Source organism: Roseibium sp. JB4-4, from assembly GCF_055693425.1.
Window position 1 is genome coordinate 4,414,457 of record NZ_CM146333.1, and the last position, 25,370, is coordinate 4,439,826.

Below are 25,370 nucleotides of genomic sequence, written 5' to 3' on the forward strand. Positions count from 1 at the left end.
TGAAGTGTTCCATCTGAGTTGATTTTCAAAGTGTGAAATCAGCTCGCCGGGGGTGGCCCCCGGATTAGATGGGATTGCTGTGTCAACCGCCTGAGGGCAATGTTGGAGACGCTGAATAACGTGGTCGGGCCTGTGTCCACCAGTCCCAATGACACTGGTGGCGCGCCGTTAAGCAAAGCGGCGATTTGCGTGGCGAAGAAATCGCAGTCGACATCCGACTGTTCAACCGGAGTGCCGTCTGCCGACAAGGTGACGGTTTTCACGCCAGTGCCGGTGCAAATCTCGATCGTGATGGTGTCGCCATCGAACGAGAGCATGGTTCCTGGCGCACGCGCGACAGATGCAAAAAGCAACGAGAACGCAATCAACGTTCCCAAAATCGCCTTTGGCATCAGTCTCATTGGCATCTGTCTCCTAAACACCCGGCGACCTTTAACATAGCAAGAATTGCGACACTATACCCATTGTCCCTTAGGTTGAAGCGGTTAAGATCGGACCATGCTGCTTGCTCTTTCAAACTCAGTCTATCGTAGTCTCCTGCTGGCGCAGGTTTTGTCTGTTCTGGGCTCCGGCCTGGCGACAATTGCTCTTGGATTGTTGGCGTACGATCTTGCGGGCGCAAATGCCGGGGCAGTGCTGGGGACGGCACTCGCGCTCAAGATGGTCGCTTATGTCGGATTGGCACCGGTCGCTGCAGCCTTGGCGGAAAAACTTCCCCGCAAGCCTTTTCTGATCTCACTGGATTGCGCGCGTGCAGCGCTTGTGTTGACGCTGCCATTTGTCACACAGATCTGGCAGGTCTACGTTCTGATTTTCGCTTTTCAGGCTATGTCGGCCGCCTTTACACCTAGTTTTCAAGCGCTGATTCCTGATGTCCTGAAAGATGAAAAGGCGTATACGCAGGCGCTTTCCCTGTCGCGGTTGACTTACGATATTGAAGCCCTGGTCAGTCCGATGCTGGCGGGCCTTCTTTTGACTGCAGTCACATTTCACAGCCTCTTTGCCGGTACTGCTCTGGGGTTTGCAGCGTCAGCGTTGCTGGTGGCCGGAGCATCCCTGCCTGCAAGAGCTGCAAGCGCCAACGCAGCGCCATTTGTCAAACGGGTTACGCGTGGTCTTTGGATCTATCTTGCCACGCCGCGGCTTCGCGGAATGCTGGCGCTCTATATTGCGGTCGCTTCAGCGACCTCCATGGTGATCGTCAACACTGTTGTGGTGGTCAAATCTGAATTCGGCTTCGGCGACGGCATGGTTGCGATCTTCTTTGCAGCCAGTGGCACTGGTTCGATGCTTGTCGCTGTGCTGTTGCCGCGGCTCCTGGAGCATCAAGCACCGCGGCCGATTATGCTCGCTGGCGCGCTCCTGCTCAGCGTCGCCTTGATGCTTTCTGCAATCGGGGCCGAACCCGTCACAGCACTCTTGTTGTGGTTCGTGCTGGGAGCAGGCGCGTCAATGATCCAGACACCGTCGGGTCTTATCATAACCCGCTCCTGTCACGATCAGGATCGTCCGGCGGTTTTCGCTGCACAATTTGCTCTGTCGCATTCGACCTGGTTGATAGCCTATCCATTGGCCGGCTTTGTCGGTGCATGGCAGGGTCTTTCCGCAGCGTTTGCTCTTATGGCGGCATTGTCTGTTTTTTCATTCGGGCTGGCGATGGCGCTTTGGCCGGCACGCGACCCGAGCGATCTGGAGCACGAACATGACGAACTGGAGCATAGCCACGACTTGCAGGACGGCCTGCATCACGAGCCTGGCATGGCGGTTTCCGGGGCCTTGCATCGCCATCGGCGCATAAGACACAAGCACGTTTTCATAATTGACGACCATCATCCAATCTGGCCGCGAGGATAGTGCGGGGAACGAACCTATCCTGCGCCAGGGAACAAATGACACACGTGCTTGAGCCTTACTGTTTGCCATTGGCACATCCAAGCTGCAGGCCAAGGTTACAGTGAGCCTTCAGCCGATCCGTCTCGTCCGCTGACCAGCCTTCCGGTGTCGTTACCTCCACCCAGGGGGCAACATAGTCTTGTGCATAGTAAGCGTGGCCATGGCCCGGAGGGGCTCCGAAGGACAAGGCCATGTCCAGTGCGAGCTGAAATTGTGTGACGATCGGAATGAAGGTCAGGTGATCCGATACATCCTCGGCCGGAGGGTCATTCATCCAGGGTGGTGCGCGCCAAAGGGAAAGCGGATCATAAAACACGATGGGATCGCTGGAATATTGCAGGAAGACGATGCGCATTCCGTTCCAGTCGGCTTCAGCTTTGGAGGCATCCGCGTAGTGGGAGGCATATCTGACAACAGACCCATCGCCGATGATTGGCAGAACCCAGGGACTGCCTGGTTGACGCGATGTCTGGACGTAGTGCCAAAGATCGGACGGAAATGGAGGACCTGCCCAAAAGGCCCCATCAATCGGATCATCGATAAGACGAAAAAGATTGGTCGCATACATGGATGACCAGGCGCCGAGGCTGAGACCGTGAGCATAGAGCCTGGGGCGCTGATCTTCGGGGAGTGTTTTCCAGTAGCTATGAACCACTTCCAGGAGTGCCGTGGCCTGATCGAGCCCGGTGCGCGTTTCGAGGATCAACGCAAGGGGTGACTGCAAATAGGAGTATTGCGCGCTGACAGTCGCTATGTCGCCATGGTGCATGTATTCCACCGGGTCATGAGACCCTGGATCCATCCAGCCTGTGCCTGTGGGGCTGGTGACGATCAGCACCTTGCGGTCAAATGCCTTGAGCCTCTTGAGTTCCGCGAGTGCAAGCTCCGCGCGCTCTTCCGGGGTTTCGCCATCGGCCCTGCCTACATAGACCCTGATGGGGTCCAGGGCAGGTTTTCCGGTAAAGGCTGAAATAGCGTCAGCATCCGGCCCGCTGGTGACGAAATCCCGGCCTGGCTGGCCCATAGCCGCCCAGTCGACCAAGGATGCTGCAGACCCTGCCTGGTTCGGTCTGTCTGGTGGGGGCGGTGCCGTATCGAAGAGGTTCTGCGCAGTTTCATAGCTTTCATCAAGCCCGCTGACGACAACATCAAGAATGCCGTCACGGGTGCCAATGAACAGGATCACGACAACAGTGACTGCACCGAGTACATTGGCGCGCCGTGGTGGCATAAAACGGTAGAAACGGCCTCTGATCCATCGAAAAAGTGTCGCAATGATTGCACCAATGACATAGGCCCCCGCAAAGGTCAGTGCGGCGGAGATCAGAATTGTCGCCAGGTGCTGTGCTTCGGCCGGCTCCAGCCCCATCTTGCTCCGAAGACCGTTTTGCCATTCCAGGCTGAACGTCAAGATCCAGGCGGTGAGACCAACGGCGACAATAATCAGCACACTGTTGCGCAGACGTGCGAATTGCCGGGGCAGTCGTGGCATATCCGCTGCCCACCAGATCAGGCCAATTGTTTTTCCGAGCAGGTATCCAAGGGCGATAACAATGCCGCCGAGGATGCCCTGGACAAGGGCATCGCGGGGGATGAGCGACGGGGTCAACGAAGCGGCAAAAAACAGCAAGCCGAGCATCAGGCACGGAATTGACAATCCGGTTACCAGTGAGCGAATCCAATGCACCGCACTTATCCTCGCGCGTTCGTTGTCGGACCAGGCAAACCCGCACACCAGCCTCGCTTACCCAATGATCGCACCGGCTCTTGGCCGGTGCGGCTATCGGGATGATTGAAGCTGTCGCGTCCGTTCGCGAAGTCTAGCTCAGGTTGCGCAAAATGTAAGGGGTGTGTCGCGGTTCGGGCCTGTCAGCTCGAACCATCGTTGGCATTGGGAAAAAACAGCTGCTGACCGTCAATCTCGAAGTCGGCGATTGACTGCTGACCCTCGCGGGACAGGAGCCAGTTGATGAAGACTTGCCCCAATTCCGCTTTCACATGAGGGTGTTTTTTTGGATTTACGAGGATGACACCATACTGATTGAACAGCCTGGCATCTCCTTCAACGGCAATCCCGTGATCGCCTTTGTTGCCAAAGGCGATCCAGGTCGCACGATCAGTCAGCACATAGGCGTTCATTCCGGTGCCGGTGTTCAGTGTTGCGCCCATTCCAGACCCGGTCTCACGATACCAGCTTCCTGAATCTTCAGAAGGATCGATCCCGGCAGCTTTCCAAAGCCTGAGTTCGGCCTTGTGGGTCCCGCTGTCATCGCCTCTTGAAGCAAAAAGTGACTTGCTTTCGGCAATCTTTGAAAGTGCGGTCACCACGTCTCGGGACCCGGCAATCCCGGCCGGATCGTCACTTGTGCCGACAATGACAAAGTCGTTGTACATCACGTCAGCGCGGGCAACACCGAAACCGTCTGCCACGAACTTTTCTTCAGAAGGTTTTGAATGCACCAGCAGGACATCACCGTCGCCATTGGCCGCGTTCTTGATGGCTTGGCCCGTGCCGACCGCGACAACCCGGACTTCAATGCCGGTCTTTTCCTGAAATTTTGGCAGAAGCTGATCGAAAAGTCCCGAGTTCTGTGTCGACGTCGTTGATTGCACGATGATGAATTTCTCGTCGCCTGCAGCCGGCAAAGTCGCAAGCATTCCAACAATCATTGTTGCCAGGACGCCCTGAAAGATCCTTCTAATCACGTTCTTCTCCCGGATTTGTCCGACATGGTTTCGATGTTGGCGCCAAGATAGATGCGCCCGTCGCGCCAGGCGCGGACGGGTTCGCTTTTCGGTGCGCTCAGGACCTGTTGAACGTCGCCGGTTTCGGCGATTTTGCCGTCCTGAAGGAAAACCAGATCTTCACCGATGCGTTTGGCCTGGCCGGCGTCATGGGTGACCATAACAATTGTCACGCCACTGGAATTGGCCTCCAAAACCAGCTGCTCGATGGCGGCAGTCGAAGCCGGATCTAGGTTCGCTGTGGGCTCATCCAGGAATAACAGGTCGGGTTCGCAGGCAAGAGCGCGCACGACTGCCAGGCGCTGCTGTTCACCGCCCGACAGTACCCTGGCAGGCCGCTTTGCCAAATGGCTGAGGCCTGCAACTGCCAAAGCCTGTTCGATCTTTTCTGATCTGTTGCGGCCTCTCAGGCCTCGGACGGAGAGGGCAAACTTGAGATTGGCGAAGACAGATCTGCGCAAGAGCACAGGGCGCTGGAACACCATCGCCTGCGAGCGCCTTGCCTCCGCCGTGAGCCTGGCGCCGTTCCACAGAACGTTGCCGGTTTCTGGTCGCAGCAATCCGTGCATGAGCCGCAAGAGAAGGCTTTTTCCAGCCCCGTTAGGGCCCATGATCAAAGTGCGCGAGCCCGGCCGTACCTCAAGGCTGACATCCCGGAGCAGTCGAGCCCCTCCAGCTGAAAAACTCAAGCCTTTCGTTTCCAGAAGCGGCTGTTGCAGGCAAGGGGGCGCAATGCTGCCGGCTGCGGAATGAAACTCCAGGTCACGCATAGGCAGCCCTCACGGCGGAAGCGCGCAAGGCCATAACACATGCGTTCACGGCAAAGGCAATCACAAGTAGAATGACACCAAGCGCCAAGGCGAGCTGCAGATTGCCGCGCGATGTTTCCAGCGCAATCGTCGTCGTCATTACACGGGTGACGTGGTTGATGTTTCCGCCGACAATGATCACTGCACCCACTTCCGCCACCGCCCGGCCAAAGCCTGCCAGCGCAACCGTCATCAGGCTGTAGCGCGCATCCCAAAGCATTGCGGTCAGGCGATCGAAAGCGCCAACACCCATTGAAGCGAATTGCTCCGCATATTCGCGGTTGAGATCTTCAACGACCTGCCGGGTAAGCGCGGCAACAATCGGTGTTACCAGGATCATTTGAGCAATGATCATTGCAGTTGGTGTATAGAGCAATCTGAGGGGAGCCAGCGGTCCGGAGGCAGAAAGCATCAGGTAGACCATCAGTCCGACGACCACAGGAGGCAACCCCATGAGCGCATTGAGAAAGACGGCGATCAGCGTGCGTCCGGGGAAATTGAATGTGCCGACGGCAGCCCCAAGCGGCAGGCCGATCAGGCATGAAAAGAAGACAGCCGTAAGAGTGACCCGTATCGACAGGCCGATTATCTCCATCAGGTCCGGATCAAGTGCGAAAACAAGGCCGACTGCCCCTGCAAGCGCACCCCAGAAACTGTCCATTCTTGTGTTATTCCTCCCGGTCTATGGGAAAAAATAACGTAAAATGCATAAAAATCCAACTCAAAGTCCGCTTGAGTTGAAAAAATATGCCACTTGAGCATTGAAAATTCCCCGCTCAGAGGTTGATCGACGCCCCGGCAGGGACTTTCGGGGTGAAAATGTGCGTCGAAGACACCTGGGGGTCTGATATCGCAACAGCCGCTGCTTTTCATGTTGCGGCAGCAACACTGCCCGGGCTCGATCATGATTGCGTGTGATCTGTCGAGTTAGGTCACTCTACGTCTTGACCCGGAAGCGCCAAGCCGCAACAACGGTCGACTTGCACCGGCGCAAGGACCGGGGTTCGGCGTTTGGCCAAATGCAGACGCCCTGGGTGATCCTGTTCTTTCCCTTGCCGCATAATTGAAATCTGGCCGAAGGAGGCCACACCATGAAGACCTCTATTTCTCAAAAAGACTGGACAGATCGTGCCGCCAAAGTGTTGCCGGCGGCCGGGTTCGGCAACTTCGAACCTGGCATCGTTATTCGCGAAGCCAAGGGATCGCGTGTCTGGGACGAGGACGGTGCTGAATTCATCGATTATCTGATTGGCTCAGGTCCAATGTTGCTTGGTCACGGACATCCTGAAGTGCTGGAGGCGGTCGAAGAACAACTCGCAAAGGGCCTGACCTTCTTCACCAACAACGCACGCGGCATTGAAATGGCCGAAGTGCTGGTAGACGCCGTGCCGTGTGCGGACCAGATCCGATATGTGTCGACCGGTGGAGAGGCCGATATGTACGCCATGAGGCTTGCCCGGGCTCACACGGGGCGGGACAAGATCCTGAAGTTTGAAGGCGGTTATCACGGCATGTCGGCGGAGGCGCTGATGAGCCTGTCGCCGAAAACTCTGGTCAATTTTCCGCAGGCTGTATCCGATACGGCTGGAACACCGGAAAGCGTGCGCGACGACATGCTGATCGCGCCGTTCAACGATGCGGAGTTTGCCCGGCAGTTGATTGCAGAGCATGCTGACGACATTGCCTGTGTGATCGTTGAACCTTTGCAACGGCTTATCCCGCCGGAGCCGGGCTTTCTGGAAACGCTTCGCGAAGAAACCGAAAAGCACGGTATCATTTTGGTATTCGATGAGGTTGTCACCGGATTCCGGCTTGCTTATGGCGGCGCTCAGGAAGCTTATGGGGTTGTTCCGGACCTCTGCACGCTAGGCAAGGTGATCGGTGGTGGCTTCCCCTGGCAGCTGTTGCCGGGAAGAAGGAAATCATGGACCATTTCGACAGATCAATTGTCGGCGACAAGGCGTTCACCTTCCAGATTGGCACGCTCAGTGGCAATCCGGTTGCAAGTGTCGCCGGACTGAAGACACTGGAAATTCTTAAACGTCCAGGGGCCTATGAGATCCTCAAGCAGCATGGTGAGCGATTGATGACTGCGCTTGCCAATGCGCTGGACGGACAGGGTGTTGCGCATCAAATCGTTGGCGACCCTGTGCTGTTCGACGTAGTATTCACCGATGCGCCGGTAAAGAATTACCGTGACGTTCTGAAAGGCGATGCAATGAAGGCGAAAGTCTTCAATCAAAGCATGCGGTCAAGCGGAATTCTAAAGCCGGACAGCAAACTCTATACGCATCTGGCCTTGACGGAAGCCGATCTGGTTCAGACAGAGGCGGCGATGGAGACTGCGGCACGAGCACTGGTGGCCTAACCTGATTCAGCATAGTATCCGGCCTTGCACATCGACCGTTCGTCTCAAGCTGACTTGGCTGCGTGCGTGGCCGTATATGTCCGGACCTGAGAAAGGCCGTCGAAAGCACGGAGCCCGGCGAGATGTCCAAACGCTGCATCAGTACCGTCTTTGGTTTTGTCCTGCTTGCAGCCTTTGGTGTTTTCTGTGTCTTGCCAACAAGTTCGACTGCGGCCACGCAGGAGGATGCTGACGCGTCAGTGGAAGATCTCGTCGAACTGAGAAACAAGATCGGCCAGATGATAATGGTCGGCTTTCTGGGAGACAGTCCAAAGGCTGGTGGATTTAAAAAGGTCAGGCAGCAACTTCAATCAGGTACCATTGGCGGTGTCCTCTATCTTGGTCGAAATCTTCGAAATCAGGAAACCGTTCGTCGGATGAATGGCGAGCTTCGAGCAGCAAGTCCTTCCCGTTTGCCGGTGCTGATCGCCATTGATCAGGAAGGGGTGTTGTCCAGCGCCTCAAACGCCACCATGGATTTCCGCACACACTGTCTGCAAAACAGATAGCGAAGCAGTCAAGTCTGGCCGATGCCGCCGAAATTTATGGTGTGCTTGCCGGTGGGCTTGCTGAATGGGGTTTCACCCTTAACCTCGGCCCCGTTGTGGATGTGGATGTCAATCCGCGCAATCCGATCATTGGTCGCCTTGGCCGTTCCTATTCCCGTGATCCGGACCGCGTTGCTGCCTATGGCGGAGCATTTGTCGAGGCGCACCGCAAGCATGGTGTCCTGACAGCGTTGAAGCATTTTCCGGGCCACGGGTCGAGCAGACGGGACAGTCACAAGGGAGCGGTTGATGTTTCACGAAGCTGGTCGGAAAAGGAACTTGAGCCGTTTCGCAAGCTGATCGTTGAGGACCGTGCAGACATCATCATGACTGCCCATGTCATAAATCGAAAACTGCAAGGGAAGGGCGAAAGAGGTCCGGTTTCGCTTTCGAAAGGCGTCTTGTCCAGGGTCTTGCGTGAAAACCTCGGATTTGGCGGTGTCATCATGTCGGACGATTTGCAGATGGATGCCATTCGCCGAAACCATTCCTTGAAAGATGCCATCGTCAAGGCAGTTGCCGCAGGAACGGATATTATTCTGTTTGCCAACGACAAACGACCGGACCCGAACATCCCCGCAAAAGTGGCTGACATTCTGCTTGAGGCATCAGCAAAAGATCCGGAATTGGCCCAAAAGATCGCCGCTGCCCATGACAGAATTGTTGCCCTTAAAGCCCGGATCGGCAGCGTGCCCAAAGTTGCACTCGCGTCCTCCGGCGATCTTGAGGCATGGCTTTCGGAAATTGCGCCGGACCCGGACCGCTGTACTTTGGAATACGTTCAGTAAAGCCAGCGCGGAAGCCAGGTTGCGATGATCGGGAAGAGCCAGAGGATCGCGACGGCAACAATCTGCAATGCGATGAACGGAACCACACCGCGATAAATCTGACCCGTCGTGATCTCCTTTGGTGCCGCACCGCGCAGATAGAAAAGCGAAAAACCGAAGGGTGGTGTCAGGAACGAGGTTTGCAGATTGATTGCGATCAGCACGGTCAACCAGATCGGGTCAATCCCCATCAGGATGAGAGGCGGGATCAGAACCGGCAACAGGATCACCGAGATTTCGACGAAATCCAGAAAGAAACCGAGGACGAATACAAAGAGCATCGCGAAAATCAGTGCGCCGGTTGGGCCCCCCGGCATTTCATTCAGCAGTGCATGAACGCGATCCTCGCCGCCCAGGCCGACAAAGACGAGCGAGAAGAAACTTGCCATCAAGATGGTGGCAAAAATCATCGACGTGACGGTTAATGTCGACAGGAGCGAGGCTTTCAAAAGCCCGTCTGAAAATGCTGCCTTCAGAATGCGCAAGACAACGCCGAGGGCAAAGAGCGCCAATCCTGCATAGAGTGCGGCAAGCACATACCCGCCGATGGATGTGTCGGACCGTTGCAGACGGACGGGAAGCAGCGAGGCGGCAACAGCAAGGACAAGCAACGCCCCGGTTGCCATTACGATCAGTCTTACTGAAATGCCAAGTCTGCGACCTGCAAGAAGGATAGCGCCGATGGCGCCAACGGACGCTGCTTCGTTCGGGGACGCGATGCCGCCGAGAATGGATCCGAGCACGGCGACGATAAGCAGGATCGGTGGAACCACAGCTCCTGCGATTTCGGCTGAGGAAGGCGGGGCGACATGTTCCTTCAAGGCCGGAGCGTCCTTGGGAAAAAGGGCGGCCCGGCCGATAATGTAGGCACAATAGACAGCAACCAACAGCAGGCCCGGCACCATGGCAGCAGCAAAGGTCTGACCGACAGAGATCGTCTCGATGGTGAATTTGCCTTGCGCGTATTGTGCCTGTTGGAACGCATTCGACATAACATCCGCAAGGATGATCAGCAGTGTCGAGGGTGGAATGATCTGTCCAAGCGTTCCGGCTGTGCAGACCATGCCGGAAGCGAGTTTCGGGTCATAGCCGTTGCGCAGCATTGTTGGCAGCGCGATCAGTCCCATGGCGACAACGGTTGCACCAACAATGCCGGTGGAGGCTGCCAGTAATGCCCCAACCAGAACGACCGAGACGCCGAGACCGCCGTTCATCTTGCCGAAAAGCCGCCCCATGGTTTCCAGCAGGTCCTCTGCGATGCGGCTCTTTTCCAGGATGACACCCATCAGCACGAACAGCGGGATTGCAGTCAGTACCGGATTGGTCAGAACGCCGAAGAAGCGCTGGCCCATCGCGCCCATCAGCTGAATGTTGAAGTCGCCGAGAAACCAGCCGAGCAATGCGAAACCAGTGGCAACGCCTGCTATTGTGAACGCCACCGGATAACCGAGCAGGATGAAGGCGATCAGGGCGCCGAACATGATCAGATCGAGCGGCAGGCTCATGCGTTTGCACCCTTCAGCTTTTGAAGGTCGCGCAAAAACGCGGCCAATCCCTGAATGAGGAGCAAGATGCAGTAAGCGGGAATGAGCGATTTCAGCAGGAAGGAGGCAGGTATCCCGCCGACGGATATCGCACCCTCCAGGATGGCCCAACTTCCGCGCACAGTCGGCCAGGAGAACCAGATCAGGACGATCAGGGCCGGGGCCAGCAGAAAGAGATGACCGAACAGATCAATCCAGGCCTGACGGCGTTCATCGAGCTTGGCATAGAAGATGTCGACCCGCACATGCGCATTGACGAGAAAGGTATAGCCGGCCCCAAGCATGAAAATGGAGGCATGGAAATAGAGCACACCCTCGTCCAGAAAAATGTAGCTGAAGCCGAAGACGTATCGCAGCAGAACGATGACGAACTGTAAAAGCAGCATGCCGAGCGCGGCCCAGCATAATATGTGGCCGATGACAGAATTGACGCGCTCAAGCGTCCCCGCCAGTTTGTCCATCGCGGTCGACCTGCCTCTTTCATGTGGTTGGGCTCTTGCTTTTCCAAGCTTGAATTAGGACGCGAAGTCTCACCGATTGTCACCCTTCATTTTTGAAACAACGGGCATGTTGTTCTCAACGATGGGCCTTTGAAAATGAACCGGTCACGCCGGCGGGAAAGAGTGCTCTTTTCCGCCGATGTGCTTATTGCCACGTCAGTCGTAGCTGTAGTCCATGACGCGGGCGTTCATCTGGCCGTTGTCTGCATAGGGCATGTAGTCGCGCATCAGCTTGCGATAGTCCAGGAAGCTTTCGGTGATCCGAACAACAAGCTCATCGTCGCTTGCGCGCAGGTCAGCAATCACTTCACCAGCTGCATTCCCCATCGCGACGATCACTTCGTCCGGCAATTTGCGCACCATCACGCCGTGGTCATTGACCAACTGGGTCAACGCCTGCGCATGCTTGGTATTGTATTCCGTCAGGACGTCGTTGTAGAGGCTGGCGCACGCACGGGCGACGGCTTCCTTCAGGTCGTCTGGCAGCTCGTTGTAAGCATCCAGATTGACGGCACACTCTTCTGCGGATGAGGGCTCGCCGACACCCGGCCAGTAGTAGTTCTTGGCAATCTGGTAGTATCCAAGAGCACTGTCCGTCCATGGTCCGATAAATTCACCGGCATCAAGAGCGCCGGATTGCAGCGCCTGGAACATTGCGGGGCCGCTCATCGCCTGAACAGCCATTCCCATCTTGGAGCACATCTCGGAGGCCAATCCCGTGGAGCGGAATTTCAAACCCTTCAGATCGTCAACGCTGTTGATTTCGGTGCGGTACCAGCCAGCCCATTGCGGTCCGGAGTTTCCGCACAGGAACGGTTTCAGATTGAACCGTGCATAAATCTCGTCATAGAGGGATTGGCCGCCACCATGGATCAGCCAGCCAGCCTGTTCCGGAGCCGTCAGGCCGAAAGGCTGTGAACCGAACAAAAGGATGCCTTTGGATTTTGAACCCCAATAGGCCGGAACCGCGTGGTAAAGTTCAGCTGTTCCCTGACCGACAGCGTCGAATACTCCGTTGCCTGGAACGATCTCACCGGCAGCAAAAAGTTTGACCTCGATCTTGCCGCTGGAAAGGGCCGTAATGCGGTCCGCCAGCATCTGTGCAGCGACGCCCGGACCTGGAAGGTTTTTGGGCCATGCAGTGACCATGCGCCATTGGCGAACGTCTTGCGCAATTGCGGGTGCCGCCAGGGTCGAGGCCGCAACGGCGGCGGTGCCCGTAGCGCCTGCTTTCAGAAAATCACGTCTTTTCATCGTATTATCCCTCGTTCACAGGTAGTGGTTCGGAGCCTCCAGCCGTGCGTTTTATGATCCCAGAATAGCCGGTAGGTTAAGCCCCTGTTCTTTCGCGCAATCGAGCGCGATCTCGTAGCCGGCGTCGGCGTGACGCATCACGCCTGTTGCCGGGTCATTCCAGAGCACCCTTTCGATGCGTCGGTCCGCATCCTCGGTGCCGTCGCAGCAGATCACCATGCCGGAGTGCTGCGAGAATCCCATTCCAACGCCGCCGCCGTGATGAAGCGACACCCAGGTCGCCCCCGATGCCGTGTTGAGCAAGGCGTTGAGAAGTGGCCAATCCGAAACGGCGTCCGAACCATCTTTCATGGCCTCGGTTTCCCGGTTCGGGGATGCCACCGAACCGCTGTCCAGATGATCCCTGCCGATGACCACCGGAGCTTTCAGTTCGCCGGTGCGGACCATTTCGTTGAAGGCAAGGCCCAGTCTGTGACGCTGGCCAAGTCCAACCCAGCAAATGCGGGCAGGAAGTCCCTGGAACGCTATGCGTTCTCTTGCCATGTCGAGCCAGTTGTGCAGATGCGGATCGTCCGGGATCAGTTCCTTCACCTTGGCGTCGGTCTTGTAGATGTCCTCCGGGTCTCCAGAGAGGGCACACCAGCGAAAGGGGCCGATGCCGCGGCAGAAAAGCGGCCGGATATAAGCCGGCACGAAGCCTGGAAAGGCAAAGGCATTTTCCAGGCCCTCTTCAAGCGCCACTTGTCGAATGTTGTTGCCGTAGTCGAGTGTCGGAACCCCGGCATTCCAGAAGTCGACCATTGCTGCGACGTGCACTTTCATGGAGGCGCGAGCCGCTCTTTCCACTGCCTTTGGATCGGATTCGGCTTTCGCCCGCCATTCGGCGACCGTCCAGCCCTGTGGCAGGTAGCCATTGACCGGGTCGTGCGCGGAAGTCTGGTCGGTGACGATATCCGGTTTGACACCGCGCCTGACCAGTTCGGCAAAGACATCCGCAGCATTGGCTATCAAGGCGACCGATTTGGCTTCGCCCGCCTTTGTCCAACGGGTAATCAAGTCCAAAGCCTCGTCCAGAGAGTGCGTCTTTTCATCGACATACCCTGTGCGCAGGCGGAAGTCGGTGCTCTTTTCGTCGCACTCGACGGCAAGGCAACATGCTCCGGCCATGACCGCTGCAAGCGGCTGGGCACCGCCCATGCCGCCAAGGCCGCCGGTCAGGATCCAACGTCCTTTTAGGTCGCCCTCATAGTGCTGCCTACCGGCCTCCATGAAGGTTTCATAGGTGCCCTGAACAATTCCTTGCGTGCCGATATAGATCCACGACCCAGCAGTCATCTGGCCGTACATGGCCAGGCCCTTCTTGTCGAGCTCGTGAAAGTGATCCCAATTGGCCCAATTGGGCACAAGGTTGGAATTCGCGATCAGGACGCGGGGCGCATCCTTATGGGTCTTGAAAACGCCAACCGGTTTGCCGGATTGCACCAAGAGCGTTTCGTCGTCATTCAGGCTCTTTAATCCCGCGACGATACGATCAAAATCCTCCCAGGTTCGCGCTGCCCTGCCGATGCCGCCATAGACCACCAGTTCATGAGGATTTTCAGCCACGTCCGGGTGAAGATTGTTCATCAGCATGCGTAGCGGCGCTTCGGTCAGCCATGACTTTGCATTCAGATCTGTGCCGGTCGGAGGGTAGACGTCGCGGGCGTTGTGGCGACGATCGATCATTGTTCGCTCCCAGGTATTTCGGATTTTTTGTTGAGGGTCGGTGCGACGTTTTCAAGTGCACTCAGTATTCTCTTCAAAGGGCCTCGCAGCCGATCTGCCTTCTCTTCATCAAAGGCAAAGGGCAGGTCTTCACTTGCCAGGTGCGTCCTTTGGGCGAGTTCCATCTGTATGGCGTGGACGCCGTCGCCTGGATGCCCGTAGTGGCGGGTGGTCCAGCCACCCTTGAAACGGCCATTGAGGACGGAGGTGTATCCTTCGGCGGTTTCAGTGTGGCTGACGACGGCTTCCTCGACAGCCTGGGCACAGGTGGAACCATTGTTTGTGCCGGTGTTGAAGTCGGGCAGTCTCCCGTCAAAGAGAAACGGAACGACGGACCGGATCGAATGGCAGTCATAAAGAATGGCGACACCGTGCAAGGCCTTCACCCGCTTGATTTCGGCTTCAAGGGCTGCGTGGTAAGGGGCATGCCAGGCAAGTCGTCGGGCTTCGATCTCTGCCGCGTCCGGTTCTTGGCCCTTGTCATAAATGGGACGTCCGTCGAAATCGGTCGTCGGGCAAAGACTTGTCGTATTTTGCCCCGGATAGAGAGAGACGCCTGCCGGATCCCGATTGGCGTCGATGACATAGCGGTGAAAACCCGCTTTCACCATGGTTGCGCTTGAAAGAAGCCCTTCGTACAGCCGATCGACATGCCAGTCCGTGTCGGCGAGCTGCAGTCCGGTCTTGTTCAGGCGACCTCGGATGTCGCCCGGCACGAAAGTACCGGCGTGGGGTACACCCAGCACAATGGGACCGTCGCCCGGGATGACCTCAACCGGCTGCATGGGTATCTCCTAGGCTGATCAGGTGACCTGGTGCAAGAACGGATGCGAGCGCGCGCGACCGCACAAGTTCAGCGGCAGTTTCAAGGTCGGGTGCCATATAACGGTCGGCGTGGAGGGCCGGAACATCTTCCCGAAGCCTTGCAAGGACGGATTGCAAAGCTGCACTTGTCTTGAGAGGTGCCCGGTGTTCAACGCCTTCTGCCGCGCAAAGCAATTCCACGCCAAGTATCTGTGCCAGGTTTGTATTCATGCGTGCAAGCCGCATTGCACCGTGAGCGGCCATCGAGACATGGTCTTCCTGGTTGGCGCTGGTCGGCGTTGAATCCGTTGAACATGGGTTCGCCAGATGTTTGTTCTCGCTCATCAAGGCGGCAGTGGTGACTTCGGCGATCATCATCCCGGAGTTCAGGCCCGGGTCTTTTGCGAGAAACGGAGGAAGATCGAAGGAAAGGCTGGGGTCGACCATCAGGGCGACGCGGCGCTGGGCGATAGCGCCCAGTTCGGCAATCGCCAGCGCGATCTGGTCGGCGGCAAAGGCGACCGGTTCTGCATGAAAGTTGCCTCCGGACACAATCCGATCCGCATCGATCAGCACCAGCGGGTTGTCCGTCGCTGCATTGGCTTCAATCTCAAGAGTTCTTCCTGCCATGCGCAAGAGATCGACGCAGGCACCGGCAACCTGAGGCTGGCAGCGGATGCAATAGGGGTCCTGAACACGCTGGTCGCCTTCGCGATGACTGTCACGTATTTCAGAGCCTTCCATGATCGTGCGCATGGAGTGCGCGACCTCGATCTGACCGCGATGACCGCGCAGTTGATGGATCTCCGGCAGGAGGGGCGCTGTCGATCCCATGATGGCATCGGTGGACAGGCTGGCGGTCAGGAGCGTTGCCTCGGCGAGCCGCCAGGCCTCGAAGAGCCCGGACAAGGCACAGGCCGTTGAAAACTGAGTGCCGTTGATCAGGCCAAGGCCTTCTTTGGGCCCGAGTACGACTGGTGTCAGTCCGGCGCTTTCAAGCGCTTCACCGCCTGGCATCCTGGTGCCCGAATAGACAGCCTCGCCTTCGCCAATCAGAACCGCGGTCATGTGGGCAAGCGGGGCAAGGTCGCCGGATGCACCGACGGACCCCTGAGACGGGATGACGGGAGTGATGCCTTTTTCAAGGCAATCCTCAATCAGTCCAAGCACTTCGAAACGCACACCCGAAGCGCCGCGCCCCAGCGACAACAGTTTCAAAACCATCATCAAGCGGGTGATCGCACGGTCAAGCGCGTCACCAACTCCGCAGCAATGGGACAGGATCAGGTTGCGTTGCAGCGTTGCGGTGTCTTCCGGCGCAATCTTGACGCTGGCCAATTTGCCGAAACCAGTATTGACGCCATAAACGGCGTCACTGCCCGTGGCGGCCTTGGCGATCCGCCCGGCGGCTTCATCGATTGCCGGTTTGGCACTTCGGTCGACGAGCACCGCTGTTTCATCCCTGAAAACCGCTTCCAGGTCAGATAGCGTCACGTTGCCGGGGGTCAGGGTAAGAGTGCTCATTCAGAGCCTCCGAAAATGCGTTTCTGGAGTGAATTGAAGCCGATCCGGTAAGAAAGCTCGGCCGGATGGTCGACATCCCAGATAGCAAGATCAGCGCGCATGCCTGCCTTGAGGCAACCCTGGTCTTCAAGGTTCAGCGCTCTGGCGGCTTCACGTGTGACACCGGCAAGAGCTTCTTCCGGTGTCATGCGGAACAGTGTACAGCCCATGTTCATTGTGGTCAGCAACGAGGCGAGAGGCGAAGACCCCGGATTGCAATCCGTTGCCAGGGCGACCGGCACGCCAGCCTGGCGCAACAATTCAAGCGGAGGCAATTGCGTTTCGCGTAATGTATAGAAGGCCCCTGGCAAAAGCACGGCAACCGAGCCACTTGTTCCGAGCGCCTGAACGCCCGCTTCATCCAAAAATTCCAGATGATCGGCCGAGAGTGCGCCATAGGATGCGGCAAGTGCCGTTCCACCGAGATTGGAAAGCTGCTCGGCGTGAAGTTTGACCGGAAGACCGAGCTCCTTGGCCTTGTTGAAAACTCTTGCAATCTGCTCGGGAGAAAAGGCAATGCTTTCGCAAAAGCCGTCGACGGCGTCTACGAGGTTTTCCGACTTAGCCTCTTCCAGCGTGGGCAGGCAAATCTCTTCCAGATACGCGTCAGACCGCTCTTTGTATTCAGCCGGTATGGCATGTGCACCAAGAAAACTGGTGCGTATGTGGATCGGTCTTTTTTGGAAATGCTGCGAGCTGTCCGCAGCATGCGCAGTTCCGTTTCGCGGTCGAGACCGTAACCCGACTTGACTTCGATTGCCGTTACGCCTTCGCGGATCAGCGCGTCAACCCGCGTCAGGGCAGATGCAAGAAGTTCTTCTTCGCTTGCTTCCCTGGTTGCCGACACGGTTGAAACAATGCCGCCGCCCGCGCGCGCGATTTCCTCGTAGCTTGCACCTTGAAGCCGCATTTCAAATTCGCGTGCGCGGTTGCCGCCGAATACGACATGTGTGTGGCAGTCGATGAGCCCGGGAGTGACCAACCGGCCATCAAGATCTTCCGAAGGAAGCTCTCTGTCATCTGTCGATAGGTCCTGATCGCGGCCAGCAAATGCGAGCCGGTCTCCATCGATCACCAGAGCACCCTGTTCGACAAGTCCATAGGCCGCACCGTTGGCGGTAAAGGTCGCGAGCTTGGCGTTGGTCAGAAGGCGTCTGGACAAGGCCCATCCTCGGCTTGATTAGATTGTGCTATTCGATAATATGCATGCACATATTAAGGTGTCAACGAAGGAAAGCGACATGGCGACCAACTCGGCAACAGAAGTTTTTGCAGAGCAGGCGCTGCTGCCGTCCGGTTGGTCAGAAAATGTTGTGGTGAGCCTTGGTGAGGACGGAAAAATCAAGGACGTGGTGACAGGTGCAAACCCGATCGGACTACGGGTTGCAGTCCTTTTACCGGCACCCGTAAACCTCCACAGTCATGCCTTCCAGCGGGCCATGGCGGGAATGAGTGAACGGCGTGGAACAGAACTGCGCGACAGTTTCTGGACCTGGCGCCAGATCATGTTTCGTTTTCTTGATGCATTGACGCCTGACGATGTCGAAGCGATTGCGGCCTTTGTCCAGATGGAAATGCTGGAAGCAGGATATGCCGCCGTCGGAGAATTCCATTATTTGCATCATCAGCCGGGAGGTGTCCCATACGACAATCCGGCCGAGCTTTCAGACAGGATTATCTCGGCCGCCGCAAACACTGGTATTGGTCTGACACATTTGCCTGTGCTTTATCAGTATGGCGGCTGTGATCGCCGCGCGCTCGCCGCGGGCCAGATCCGTTTTGGAAATGATCTTCAAAGCTTCGAGAAGCTTTATGAAAAAGCCGCAAAGTCACTCAAGGCATTGCCGGGTGATGCAGCAATCGGCATTGCGCCGCATTCCTTGAGAGCCGTAGACGAAGACGGTTTGCAGGCGGTTGTAAATCTGGCAGGTGACAAGCCGCTTCACATGCATCTGGCTGAGCAAGTTCCAGAAGTGGAAGAGGTCCTCGCGGCCAAGGGAGCGCGCCCGGTGGAATGGTTGCTGAAAAACCATGATGTCGAACCGAACTGGTGTCTGATCCACTGTACTCAGATGACACAGGAAGAGACGAGCGCTCTGGCATCGACCGGGGCTGTCGCAGGGCTTTGCCCCATTACGGAGTCCAGCCTCGGCGACGGTATCTTTGATGGTGTCCGGTATTTGGCGCAGGGTGGCCGCTTTGGGTTCGGTTCAGATTCCAACCTCCGGATTTCCCTTTCGGAAGAGCTGCGGACGTTCGAATACTCTCAACGTTTGAGAGACCAGAGCCGGGCAACAGTTGCAACAGCAGAATTGTCGACTGGGCGGGTGCTCTATGAGGGGGCGGCCGCAGGCGGTGCTCAGGCGGCAGGTCGAAACGCAGGCTCAATCGCGGTGGGAAGGCTTGCGGATCTTGTCGCACTCAACGGGAATGCCACCGATCTTGACGGACGCAAGGGAGACGAGGTTCTGGATACTTTTGTCTTTGCAGGTGACGATCGTATGGTTTCGGAAGTCTGGTCGGCCGGACGGCATGTTGTTTCGAGTGGAAAGCATGTAAAAGGCGAGGCTATCCGCACAAAATACCGGGCCACAATGGCTGCGTTGCGCGATCGACTATAACTGGAATGACGACTTGACGTTGAGTGAAACAAATTCCTGGACTGGCATTCGCAAGGAGCTGTTGCGACGCATTCATAGCCGGATCTGGCAGCCGGGTGAGCAGATCCCGCATGAGGCAGACCTTGCAGAGGAATTTGGCTGTGCCCGGACAACGGTCAACCGAGCGCTGAGAGACCTCGCGGAAAGCGGCCTTGTTGTGCGAAAGCGGCGTGCGGGAACACGTGTCGCGCTCAACCCGCCTCAACGGGCGACCCTGACAATTCCGATCATTCGGGAGGAAGTCGAGGCAACGGGCAGGACGTACCGCCACAGTCTTCTGGAACGCGACTTTCGCCCCCTGCCGCCCATGTTGCATGGCGCGTTTCAGGCAACGCTTGGAGAAGATGTTCTTTACCTAAAAACGCTGCATTTTGCTGATGACAGGCCTTATTCCTATGAAGAACGCTATATCAATCTGAACGCAGCGCCGGAGGCACGGGATACGGCTTTTGACGAGGTTAGTGCGAACGAGTGGCTGGTCCACAATGCACCCTATAGCCATGGCGACATTTCCTTTTTTGCAGTCAATGCGGACAAAACCCTGTCGCGCAAACTGGATGCCGGCACAGGAACGGCCCTTTTTGCGATGGAGCGCATCACGTGGGCCGGAAATATGCCGATCACCCATGTTCGCCTGATTTTCGCCCCCGGCTATAGGATGCGGACAGAGATCTGACGCCGGCAGCGTCACCTCATGGCAACCGGCAGGGTAAAGGACCATGAGGCTCGGGACCCTGGGATGGGTGGAAACGGTGCTGCGCGCTGCACGGCTTTCACGACGGCAGTGTCGAAAGGTTTCGAGCCCGAAGATTTCGCAAGTTGAATGCCGGTGACAGCGCCGTTCTTTTGAACGGTAAATCGAACCACGGCGTCACTTTGGGCCCTTCTGCCACCACGCGGTGCCCGCACAGACCTCAAAAGTTTCCGATGCACCTTGGCCGGGTAGTTGGTCGTATCCGCATTGCCAGCTGACTTGGCCTTGCCCTTTCGCTGCGATCCGCCTTTTTGAGCCGTGCGACTGGAACTGCCGCCTGCACCATTTCGGCTGGCGGTTTGCGGTTTCTGTGCTTGTTTTTCCGGTTTCTTAGAGCTTGTCTTGACCACCTCGCGGTTCGGCGGTCTCGGTTTGACACGTGGACTGGGTGTTGCCTCGGATCGTTCAACAATTGGCGCATTCTCCGCCTCGATTGCAGTCTGTTTTTTGGCGGGCATAGGGTCAATTGCCACGCTTTGGGTATTTGCTGCTTGTGGAAGGACTTGAATTGGCCGTGCCTGGCTCGGTTCCAAGGGGATGTGCGGGGCAGGGGTGATCTTTGATACCTGTTTGGTGTCTCGGGCGGGCGTTTGGGTTTGACTGTTGACAGTCTTCGCAATTTCCACGGGGTTGAGAGCGCGCGATGTGACGGCCAGGGTTTTTGCCTGAGAGGTTGGAAGACTGACGGCTGTCTGAGGGCTTGGAACAACAACGGCCGTAACGATCGGATCAACCGGTGTTGTGACTTCGCTCTTCGATGGGGTGCGTGACTCAACCCTCGCAGTCTTGTTTTTTGCGCTCTTGACCGGGTGTCGGGTCGCTGTTGCGTCGACCGGCACGGTAATCGAGAGTTGTTCGACTGAGCCGGAGACAATCGTGTTGAAGGCAGCTTCACCCAGCACTGCATGCTGTAGGGCGCCGCCACCCGCATGCTCGAGAACCTGAGCATCTTTCATAGTGAGAGCAGCGGCGATCACGTGGACTACAAGCGACAAAAAGACAGCGATAAAAAACGGTCGGTGAATTGATTTCATTTGTCGACGGTCCGGGTGACGACGACAACGGTGTCAGCGCTCGCGCCATAAAGGGCCTTGACGTGCTGGAGCAGCTTTCCTGCCTCCAGGTTTTTGTCTGCCGCCAGTTTGACCTGTTTTGGCTCTCCATCGCGCCCCGTCAAATGGTTTGCAAGATAATCTTCAACGGTCACAGGTGTTTCACGATAAACCAGCGTTCCATCCGCGCGCGCGTACAGGGCGTCCGGGGGCGGCAAGGGATCCGAGCCCCTCGTATCCGACAGGACGACGTCAGGATCTTGCAGCGGTGTCAACTGTCCCGCGACCAGGAAGAAGATCAGCATCAAGAACACGATGTTGATAAGGGAAATCGTGGTTTCCAAGGGACGCTTGGGCGGGTTTCGCCGAACTCTGATCATTCTGGACCTGCAACTATTATTGCGAGCCCTTGAATATTGTTGAGCTGACCCATGACGGTCACGAGTTGCTGCGTTGTGGTTTGGCCGCGCACAAGCACCAGCAAACTGTCGATTTCGCGTGACTGCAGTGCCTGTGCCTTTGCCCGAAGTTCAGTCTCTGCTATCTCGCTGCCGTTGAGCCGCAGTCTTTCCTGGTCAAGAACGAGCAGGGCTTGCGGAACTGCGCCTTGACCTCCGCTTCCTGCTGGACCTCCAATTTTTACCTGACCGAAACTTGTGAAGGTGGAGGACAGCATGAAGAACAGCAAAAGTAGGAAAATGACGTCGACCAGCGGTGTCAGGGAGATTGGTTTTTGTTTGCGGACTGGGCGATCAAGGTGCATAGGCAAGCTGTTGTCCGGGCTGAATGCCGGCTTTGTTGCTGGTCGTCTTTTGTTTCAAAAGCACTGAAGACGTCAGTGTTTCTGTGGCGACACGTTCGGCTTCCAGCCGCGCTTCAAGCCAGGTAACGACCAGAGACACCGGCATGGCGACGCCGAGGCCAGCTGCCGTTGTCATCAAAGCAACCCAGATGCCACCTGCAAGTGCGGAAGGATCCACGTTGTTTCCTGCAGATTGGAGTGCTTGGAATGCGTCGATCATGCCAAGAACCGTCCCGAAGAGTCCAATCAGAGGGGCGATCTGAGCAATTGCTTCCAGCGCTCTGACTCCTTTTGAGAAATGATGCAGATCTCCCAGGGCCAGTACGCTGACCTGTTCTTCAATATCCGTTTTTTCGGTACGGCGTCCGAGGAGCGTCAACGTGGTTCGTAGTGCTTTTTCAGCCGCGCTTTTCGGTTGAGCGACGCAGGCTGCCGCATCGGCAAATCGGCCTTGCTGCCACAAAGAGGCGGCCTCACGTGCGTTCCGGGCGTTTCCGATCCGGCATAGCTGAAACTCTGCGATCTTTACGATGATCAACGCCAGGGCAACCACGGAAAGGCCGGCAATGACGGTAACAACAGGACCGCCTAGTGCGAGCAGCGCAGAAATATGATTGTACAGATCATAAAGCATGTGTGAGCTCCTACTGGATGAGAGAGACGCCTGTCCGGCTCTGAAGCGAAAGCGGTGCTGTGCAATGTCCGGAGGCAATTTCTTTGCTGCAGCCCGCAGGTCCGTTGATCAGCAACTTGCCTGTGTCCTCACAGGTCAGGTTCGACAGCTCGAATTGACGGACGATGGTCTTGGCCTTTGGAAGAGCTCCGAAATCAAAAACGGACATTTGGTTGATGACATTGTCTTTTCCGAAAACAACGATTTCATAGGAAGCAACATCAAGGTCCTGACCGCTCTGGTTTTCCATGACGAAGGACAGCCGGCAGGTGTTGCCGCTGACCTCTATCTTGTTAAGTTCAAGAGCGATGTGAGGTGCTTTTTCCTGTGACTGGGCGGGAGCCGCACCCGTCATCAGAAGTACAGTTGCAAATGCTGCTACCGTCTGGATGAACCTCAAAATCTTTACTCCTGCACAATTTTGTTTTGAGTCCCGCCGCCCATGAGGGCGGGCGGCGAGACTGCTCCGTGCCGTTACCAGCTGAACTGTTTGTTCATTGTCAGCTTGAAAGTTCGGCCTCGACCCGGGTCTCCTGCCAGATTGTTCTGGTAGTCCTTGTCGAATATATTCTCGATTGCAGCACGCAGCTCGTAGCCCTCAAGCAGGCCTTCCCGGGGTTTCCAGTTCGCAAAGACATCGTGGACGCCGTAGCCCGGGAACGGACCCGTTGTCGCTCCGCTGTCGATGCCCGCGGCGAAGAGGCCGCGCCAACCAAACTCGACATCATAGGCAGGAACGCGCCCACCGATCGTCATGGCAAGCGTATCGGACGGGATCGAATCCAGTGTGCTGCCCGTCTCCTGATCAACACCCCTGACGAGGCTGTATGCCAATGTGCTGAAGACATATCTGGAATTATAGGCCGCCTCGACCTCAAGCCCCCAGATTTCGGCTTCGTCGATATTGACGTAATAGGGTACAGAGGTGTTTTGGCCGGTATTCGGGTTTGTCGAGATAAGGTCCTTCAGGTCGTTGTAAAAAGCGGTCGACTTGATCTGCAATCCGTCCTGATCCTGAAAGACATCGAAGAACGATAACGATGCCCCGGCCTCGACCGCATTCGATTGCTCTTTTTCAAGGTTGAGGCTCGCATTGCGGCCACCCGGATAGGTACGTGTCGCACCTGAGCTTGAGAACATCTCGTCAAGTGTCGGCACGCGTTCCGTATGGGCGACGGAGCCGAAAATCGAGAATGTGTCGTTAAACCGGTAAAGTGCAGCAAGCTTGGGAGAGAATGCGACTTCATTCTGTTCAGAAGCACCTGAGATGGACCCGTCTGGTGACAAGTTGACAAAATCAACTCTTGCTCCCGGAATAATGGTCAGCCTTTCATTCCAGATGAATTCGTCTTGGACGAAGAAGCCGAATTTTGTGTCCGTTCCCTCAGGGTGAAAGCCTATCGCGCCACTTTCAGCGTCAGCAACACGCTGCTGATGTGAAAGTTGTGTGCCGAATGTCAGGAAATTCTCAAAACCGTTGCCTGAATGCTCGATCGTGTTTTCGATCTTGCCCTGCCAGGTGCGATATCCATATTCGCTGTCTTCAAATAGCTGGGAAGGGATTGTTGAAGTTGCATTTTCCTGATCAACGGTCGTGTCAGAGAATGACAGGTTGATGTCCAGATCGAGAAACGGATTGTCAGACGCTGGATTGTTGTATCGGAATACAACGGTCTGATCGGTGATATCGCGATCGACTTCGCCAAACCCAAGCGTTCCGGTTTGCGAATACTCTGTATCGTCCGCAGAGCTCTGCCAGCGCTGATATGACAGGCGAACGGATTGTTCCTTGGCGTCTCCGAAATAATGCGTGACCTTGGCAAGTCCGGAATAGGCGTCAAATGCCGAGCCATCGATGAGGTCACCGTCTCCTGTCTGATAATCGTCGGATCGCCGGAAGTTGCCGTTCAAAAGCACTTCCGTGTTTTCGGCGATACGTCCGGCGAAGGTGCCGGAAGTCAGGAAACCGTCGCCGTTGGAATCGTACATGCCTTTCACATTGACGGCGACTGTTTCTCCTGTTTCCAGGAAATCGCTTGCGTCTTTGGTTGTGAAATTGATCACGCCTCCCAATGCACCCGAGCCGTAGAGCGTTGAAGATGCCGGACCGCGCAGAATTTCAACCTGCTTGTAAAGTTCAGGGTCGGAGAAGAACGAGCCGACACGATATTGTTCGAAGAACTTGGTGGCTCCATCCACGGTCACGATGATCTTGGACTCGTCAGAAGCGCTGAGATCTCCGATGCCGCGTATATTGAAGGATTGACCACCTATCCGGTCGCTGCCCACAACCGTAACCCCTGGAACCTCTCGAAAAAGATCTCCGATCGTCATCGCCTGTTCGTCGTCGATCGCTTCCTGATCAAGCACGGTAACAGCTTGCGGCGTGTCGATAGCGACCTTGTCGACACCTGATCCAACCACGATGCGTTGCAGCTTTGTGACGATATTGCCTGTCTCCGGATCGGTGACAATCGTGACAGGTACTTCCGTTGTGACGTCCTGAGCGGCGGCCAAGCCACTTAATGTCAATACCCAAAGAGCAACTCCACCCATTAGCAGGGTGTGATTGATGTTGCTAAGCCCCATTAAATTTCTCCAAGAGTGCGCGTTAACGCGTCCATTTCGCCGCCTCTCAAACAGCGTTTTAAACATGAGTCAATGACTCAGGTATTGCGGTCAATATGAAACATGAGTATAGGAGTCAAGTATAAGATTGCAGGCGCTTCGAAATTGTCGTCGTTTAGAATGGTTCCAGATTGCTACTTTTT

At 56.4% G+C, this 25,370-nt stretch carries 24 protein-coding genes and 1 pseudogene; 7 read left to right on the forward strand and 18 right to left on the reverse strand.

Annotated elements, in window-relative coordinates:
* Positions 1–38 precede the first annotated feature (38 nt).
* Positions 39–401: a hypothetical protein gene (locus ACZ1HV_RS20815; RefSeq protein WP_298822020.1), complete on the reverse strand. Its 363-nt coding sequence runs from the start codon at positions 399–401 to the stop codon at positions 39–41.
* Positions 402–498: 97 nt separating this feature from the next.
* Between ACZ1HV_RS20815 and ACZ1HV_RS20820 the strand changes: the two genes are divergently transcribed.
* Positions 499–1,854, forward strand: coding sequence for an MFS transporter (locus tag ACZ1HV_RS20820; protein WP_472716181.1), 1,356 nt, complete (start codon positions 499–501; stop codon positions 1,852–1,854).
* Between the two features lie 55 nt (positions 1,855–1,909).
* On the opposite strand, the gene ACZ1HV_RS20825 is transcribed toward ACZ1HV_RS20820, so the two are convergent.
* The 4 genes from ACZ1HV_RS20825 to ACZ1HV_RS20840 all read right to left on the reverse strand — a co-directional run bounded on the left by ACZ1HV_RS20825 (position 1,910) and on the right by ACZ1HV_RS20840 (position 6,108).
* A complete protein-coding gene (locus ACZ1HV_RS20825) occupies positions 1,910–3,580 on the reverse strand; it encodes an alpha/beta hydrolase (protein ID WP_472716182.1) in 1,671 nt (556 codons plus the stop codon).
* A 182-nt stretch (positions 3,581–3,762) separates the two neighbouring features.
* The gene (locus ACZ1HV_RS20830; RefSeq protein ID WP_472718477.1) at positions 3,763–4,563 is read right to left on the reverse strand and encodes an ABC transporter substrate-binding protein; all 801 of its coding nucleotides are present in this window, start codon (positions 4,561–4,563) and stop codon (positions 3,763–3,765) included.
* A gap of 32 nt (positions 4,564–4,595) precedes the next feature.
* Positions 4,596–5,408 carry an ATP-binding cassette domain-containing protein gene (locus tag ACZ1HV_RS20835; RefSeq protein ID WP_472716183.1) on the reverse strand — a complete coding sequence of 271 codons (813 nt, stop codon included), beginning with the start codon at positions 5,406–5,408 and terminating at the stop codon, positions 4,596–4,598.
* Positions 5,401–6,108, reverse strand: coding sequence for an ABC transporter permease (locus tag ACZ1HV_RS20840; RefSeq protein ID WP_298822016.1), 708 nt, complete (start codon positions 6,106–6,108; stop codon positions 5,401–5,403). Before ACZ1HV_RS20840 ends, ACZ1HV_RS20835 begins: the two co-directional genes overlap by 8 nt.
* Positions 6,109–6,538: 430 nt before the next feature.
* Here ACZ1HV_RS20840 and ACZ1HV_RS20845 point away from each other — a divergent pair, with 430 nt between their 5' ends.
* The 4 genes from ACZ1HV_RS20845 (at position 6,539) to ACZ1HV_RS20860 (ending at position 9,190) form a co-directional block, all read left to right on the forward strand.
* Positions 6,539–7,468 (forward strand): aspartate aminotransferase family protein, encoded by a 930-nt coding sequence (locus ACZ1HV_RS20845; protein ID WP_472716184.1) that lies wholly within the window; start codon positions 6,539–6,541, stop codon positions 7,466–7,468.
* Complete coding sequence (locus ACZ1HV_RS20850; RefSeq protein ID WP_472716185.1) at positions 7,372–7,815, forward strand: hypothetical protein; 444 nt, start codon at positions 7,372–7,374, stop codon at positions 7,813–7,815. The genes ACZ1HV_RS20845 and ACZ1HV_RS20850 overlap by 97 nt, the downstream gene beginning before the upstream one ends.
* 122 nt (positions 7,816–7,937) lie before the next feature.
* Positions 7,938–8,363 carry a glycoside hydrolase family 3 N-terminal domain-containing protein gene (locus tag ACZ1HV_RS20855; RefSeq protein ID WP_472716186.1) on the forward strand — a complete coding sequence of 142 codons (426 nt, stop codon included), beginning with the start codon at positions 7,938–7,940 and terminating at the stop codon, positions 8,361–8,363.
* Complete coding sequence (locus tag ACZ1HV_RS20860) at positions 8,360–9,190, forward strand: glycoside hydrolase family 3 N-terminal domain-containing protein (protein ID WP_472718478.1); 831 nt, start codon at positions 8,360–8,362, stop codon at positions 9,188–9,190. Before ACZ1HV_RS20855 ends, ACZ1HV_RS20860 begins: the two co-directional genes overlap by 4 nt.
* Here ACZ1HV_RS20860 and ACZ1HV_RS20865 read toward each other — a convergent pair.
* The 7 genes and pseudogenes from ACZ1HV_RS20865 to hutI all read right to left on the reverse strand — a co-directional run bounded on the left by ACZ1HV_RS20865 (position 9,184) and on the right by hutI (position 17,820).
* A complete protein-coding gene (locus ACZ1HV_RS20865) occupies positions 9,184–10,734 on the reverse strand; it encodes a TRAP transporter large permease (RefSeq protein WP_472716187.1) in 1,551 nt (516 codons plus the stop codon). The genes ACZ1HV_RS20860 and ACZ1HV_RS20865 overlap by 7 nt on opposite strands.
* Positions 10,731–11,234 (reverse strand): TRAP transporter small permease subunit, encoded by a 504-nt coding sequence (locus tag ACZ1HV_RS20870; RefSeq protein ID WP_298822012.1) that lies wholly within the window; start codon positions 11,232–11,234, stop codon positions 10,731–10,733. The genes ACZ1HV_RS20865 and ACZ1HV_RS20870 overlap by 4 nt, the downstream gene beginning before the upstream one ends.
* A gap of 195 nt (positions 11,235–11,429) precedes the next feature.
* Complete coding sequence (locus ACZ1HV_RS20875) at positions 11,430–12,527, reverse strand: TRAP transporter substrate-binding protein (RefSeq protein ID WP_298822011.1); 1,098 nt, start codon at positions 12,525–12,527, stop codon at positions 11,430–11,432.
* Between the two features lie 51 nt (positions 12,528–12,578).
* The gene (gene hutU / locus ACZ1HV_RS20880; protein ID WP_472716188.1) at positions 12,579–14,252 is read right to left on the reverse strand and encodes a urocanate hydratase; all 1,674 of its coding nucleotides are present in this window, start codon (positions 14,250–14,252) and stop codon (positions 12,579–12,581) included.
* The gene (gene hutG / locus ACZ1HV_RS20885; RefSeq protein WP_472716189.1) at positions 14,249–15,076 is read right to left on the reverse strand and encodes an N-formylglutamate deformylase; all 828 of its coding nucleotides are present in this window, start codon (positions 15,074–15,076) and stop codon (positions 14,249–14,251) included. The genes hutU and hutG overlap by 4 nt, the downstream gene beginning before the upstream one ends.
* Positions 15,063–16,619, reverse strand: a complete 1,557-nt coding sequence (gene hutH / locus ACZ1HV_RS20890) for a histidine ammonia-lyase (RefSeq protein WP_472716190.1) — start codon at positions 16,617–16,619, stop codon at positions 15,063–15,065. The genes hutG and hutH overlap by 14 nt, the downstream gene beginning before the upstream one ends.
* Positions 16,616–17,820: pseudogene (gene hutI, locus ACZ1HV_RS20895) on the reverse strand (imidazolonepropionase). Before hutI ends, hutH begins: the two are co-directional and overlap by 4 nt.
* A 79-nt stretch (positions 17,821–17,899) precedes the next feature.
* On the opposite strand from hutI, the gene ACZ1HV_RS20900 reads away from it, so the two are divergent.
* Complete coding sequence (locus ACZ1HV_RS20900; RefSeq protein WP_472716191.1) at positions 17,900–19,279, forward strand: formimidoylglutamate deiminase; 1,380 nt, start codon at positions 17,900–17,902, stop codon at positions 19,277–19,279.
* 13 nt (positions 19,280–19,292) lie between these two features.
* Positions 19,293–19,994 (forward strand): GntR family transcriptional regulator, encoded by a 702-nt coding sequence (locus ACZ1HV_RS20905; protein WP_298822004.1) that lies wholly within the window; start codon positions 19,293–19,295, stop codon positions 19,992–19,994.
* 11 nt (positions 19,995–20,005) lie between these two features.
* On the opposite strand, the gene ACZ1HV_RS20910 is transcribed toward ACZ1HV_RS20905, so the two are convergent.
* From ACZ1HV_RS20910 to ACZ1HV_RS20935, 6 genes are all read right to left on the reverse strand, one after another.
* Positions 20,006–21,106, reverse strand: coding sequence for an energy transducer TonB family protein (locus ACZ1HV_RS20910; protein ID WP_472716192.1), 1,101 nt, complete (start codon positions 21,104–21,106; stop codon positions 20,006–20,008).
* Positions 21,103–21,504, reverse strand: a complete 402-nt coding sequence (locus tag ACZ1HV_RS20915; protein WP_472716193.1) for an ExbD/TolR family protein — start codon at positions 21,502–21,504, stop codon at positions 21,103–21,105. The genes ACZ1HV_RS20910 and ACZ1HV_RS20915 overlap by 4 nt, the downstream gene beginning before the upstream one ends.
* Complete coding sequence (locus ACZ1HV_RS20920) at positions 21,501–21,887, reverse strand: biopolymer transporter ExbD (protein WP_472716194.1); 387 nt, start codon at positions 21,885–21,887, stop codon at positions 21,501–21,503. The genes ACZ1HV_RS20915 and ACZ1HV_RS20920 overlap by 4 nt, the downstream gene beginning before the upstream one ends.
* Positions 21,877–22,560: a MotA/TolQ/ExbB proton channel family protein gene (locus ACZ1HV_RS20925; RefSeq protein WP_472716195.1), complete on the reverse strand. Its 684-nt coding sequence runs from the start codon at positions 22,558–22,560 to the stop codon at positions 21,877–21,879. The genes ACZ1HV_RS20920 and ACZ1HV_RS20925 overlap by 11 nt, the downstream gene beginning before the upstream one ends.
* Before the next feature lie 10 nt (positions 22,561–22,570).
* Complete coding sequence (locus tag ACZ1HV_RS20930; RefSeq protein WP_472716196.1) at positions 22,571–22,999, reverse strand: hypothetical protein; 429 nt, start codon at positions 22,997–22,999, stop codon at positions 22,571–22,573.
* Between the two features lie 74 nt (positions 23,000–23,073).
* Positions 23,074–25,188 carry a TonB-dependent hemoglobin/transferrin/lactoferrin family receptor gene (locus tag ACZ1HV_RS20935; RefSeq protein WP_472716197.1) on the reverse strand — a complete coding sequence of 705 codons (2,115 nt, stop codon included), beginning with the start codon at positions 25,186–25,188 and terminating at the stop codon, positions 23,074–23,076.
* Positions 25,189–25,370: the final 182 nt, after the last annotated feature.

Excerpts from the sequence above, each read along its gene's own strand:
- ACZ1HV_RS20875 (WP_298822011.1), bottom strand. The coding sequence starts at position 12,527 with ATGAAAAGACGTGATTTTCTGAAAGCAGGCGCTACGGGCACCGCCGCC.
- ACZ1HV_RS20870 (WP_298822012.1), bottom strand. The coding sequence starts at position 11,234 with ATGGACAAACTGGCGGGGACGCTTGAGCGCGTCAATTCTGTCATCGGC.
- hutH (WP_472716190.1), bottom strand. The coding sequence starts at position 16,619 with ATGAGCACTCTTACCCTGACCCCCGGCAACGTGACGCTATCTGACCTG.
- ACZ1HV_RS20935 (WP_472716197.1), bottom strand. The coding sequence starts at position 25,188 with ATGGGGCTTAGCAACATCAATCACACCCTGCTAATGGGTGGAGTTGCT.
- hutU (WP_472716188.1), bottom strand. The coding sequence starts at position 14,252 with ATGATCGATCGTCGCCACAACGCCCGCGACGTCTACCCTCCGACCGGC.
- ACZ1HV_RS20845 (WP_472716184.1), top strand. The coding sequence starts at position 6,539 with ATGAAGACCTCTATTTCTCAAAAAGACTGGACAGATCGTGCCGCCAAA.
- ACZ1HV_RS20900 (WP_472716191.1), top strand. The coding sequence starts at position 17,900 with ATGGCGACCAACTCGGCAACAGAAGTTTTTGCAGAGCAGGCGCTGCTG.
- ACZ1HV_RS20920 (WP_472716194.1), bottom strand. The coding sequence starts at position 21,887 with ATGCACCTTGATCGCCCAGTCCGCAAACAAAAACCAATCTCCCTGACA.
- ACZ1HV_RS20830 (WP_472718477.1), bottom strand. The coding sequence starts at position 4,563 with ATGATTGTTGGAATGCTTGCGACTTTGCCGGCTGCAGGCGACGAGAAA.
- ACZ1HV_RS20835 (WP_472716183.1), bottom strand. The coding sequence starts at position 5,408 with ATGCGTGACCTGGAGTTTCATTCCGCAGCCGGCAGCATTGCGCCCCCT.
- ACZ1HV_RS20840 (WP_298822016.1), bottom strand. The coding sequence starts at position 6,108 with ATGGACAGTTTCTGGGGTGCGCTTGCAGGGGCAGTCGGCCTTGTTTTC.
- hutG (WP_472716189.1), bottom strand. The coding sequence starts at position 15,076 with ATGCAGCCGGTTGAGGTCATCCCGGGCGACGGTCCCATTGTGCTGGGT.
- ACZ1HV_RS20910 (WP_472716192.1), bottom strand. The coding sequence starts at position 21,106 with ATGAAATCAATTCACCGACCGTTTTTTATCGCTGTCTTTTTGTCGCTT.
- ACZ1HV_RS20820 (WP_472716181.1), top strand. The coding sequence starts at position 499 with ATGCTGCTTGCTCTTTCAAACTCAGTCTATCGTAGTCTCCTGCTGGCG.
- ACZ1HV_RS20865 (WP_472716187.1), bottom strand. The coding sequence starts at position 10,734 with ATGAGCCTGCCGCTCGATCTGATCATGTTCGGCGCCCTGATCGCCTTC.
- ACZ1HV_RS20815 (WP_298822020.1), bottom strand. The coding sequence starts at position 401 with ATGAGACTGATGCCAAAGGCGATTTTGGGAACGTTGATTGCGTTCTCG.
- ACZ1HV_RS20850 (WP_472716185.1), top strand. The coding sequence starts at position 7,372 with ATGGACCATTTCGACAGATCAATTGTCGGCGACAAGGCGTTCACCTTC.
- ACZ1HV_RS20925 (WP_472716195.1), bottom strand. The coding sequence starts at position 22,560 with ATGCTTTATGATCTGTACAATCATATTTCTGCGCTGCTCGCACTAGGC.
- ACZ1HV_RS20915 (WP_472716193.1), bottom strand. The coding sequence starts at position 21,504 with ATGATCAGAGTTCGGCGAAACCCGCCCAAGCGTCCCTTGGAAACCACG.
- ACZ1HV_RS20855 (WP_472716186.1), top strand. The coding sequence starts at position 7,938 with ATGTCCAAACGCTGCATCAGTACCGTCTTTGGTTTTGTCCTGCTTGCA.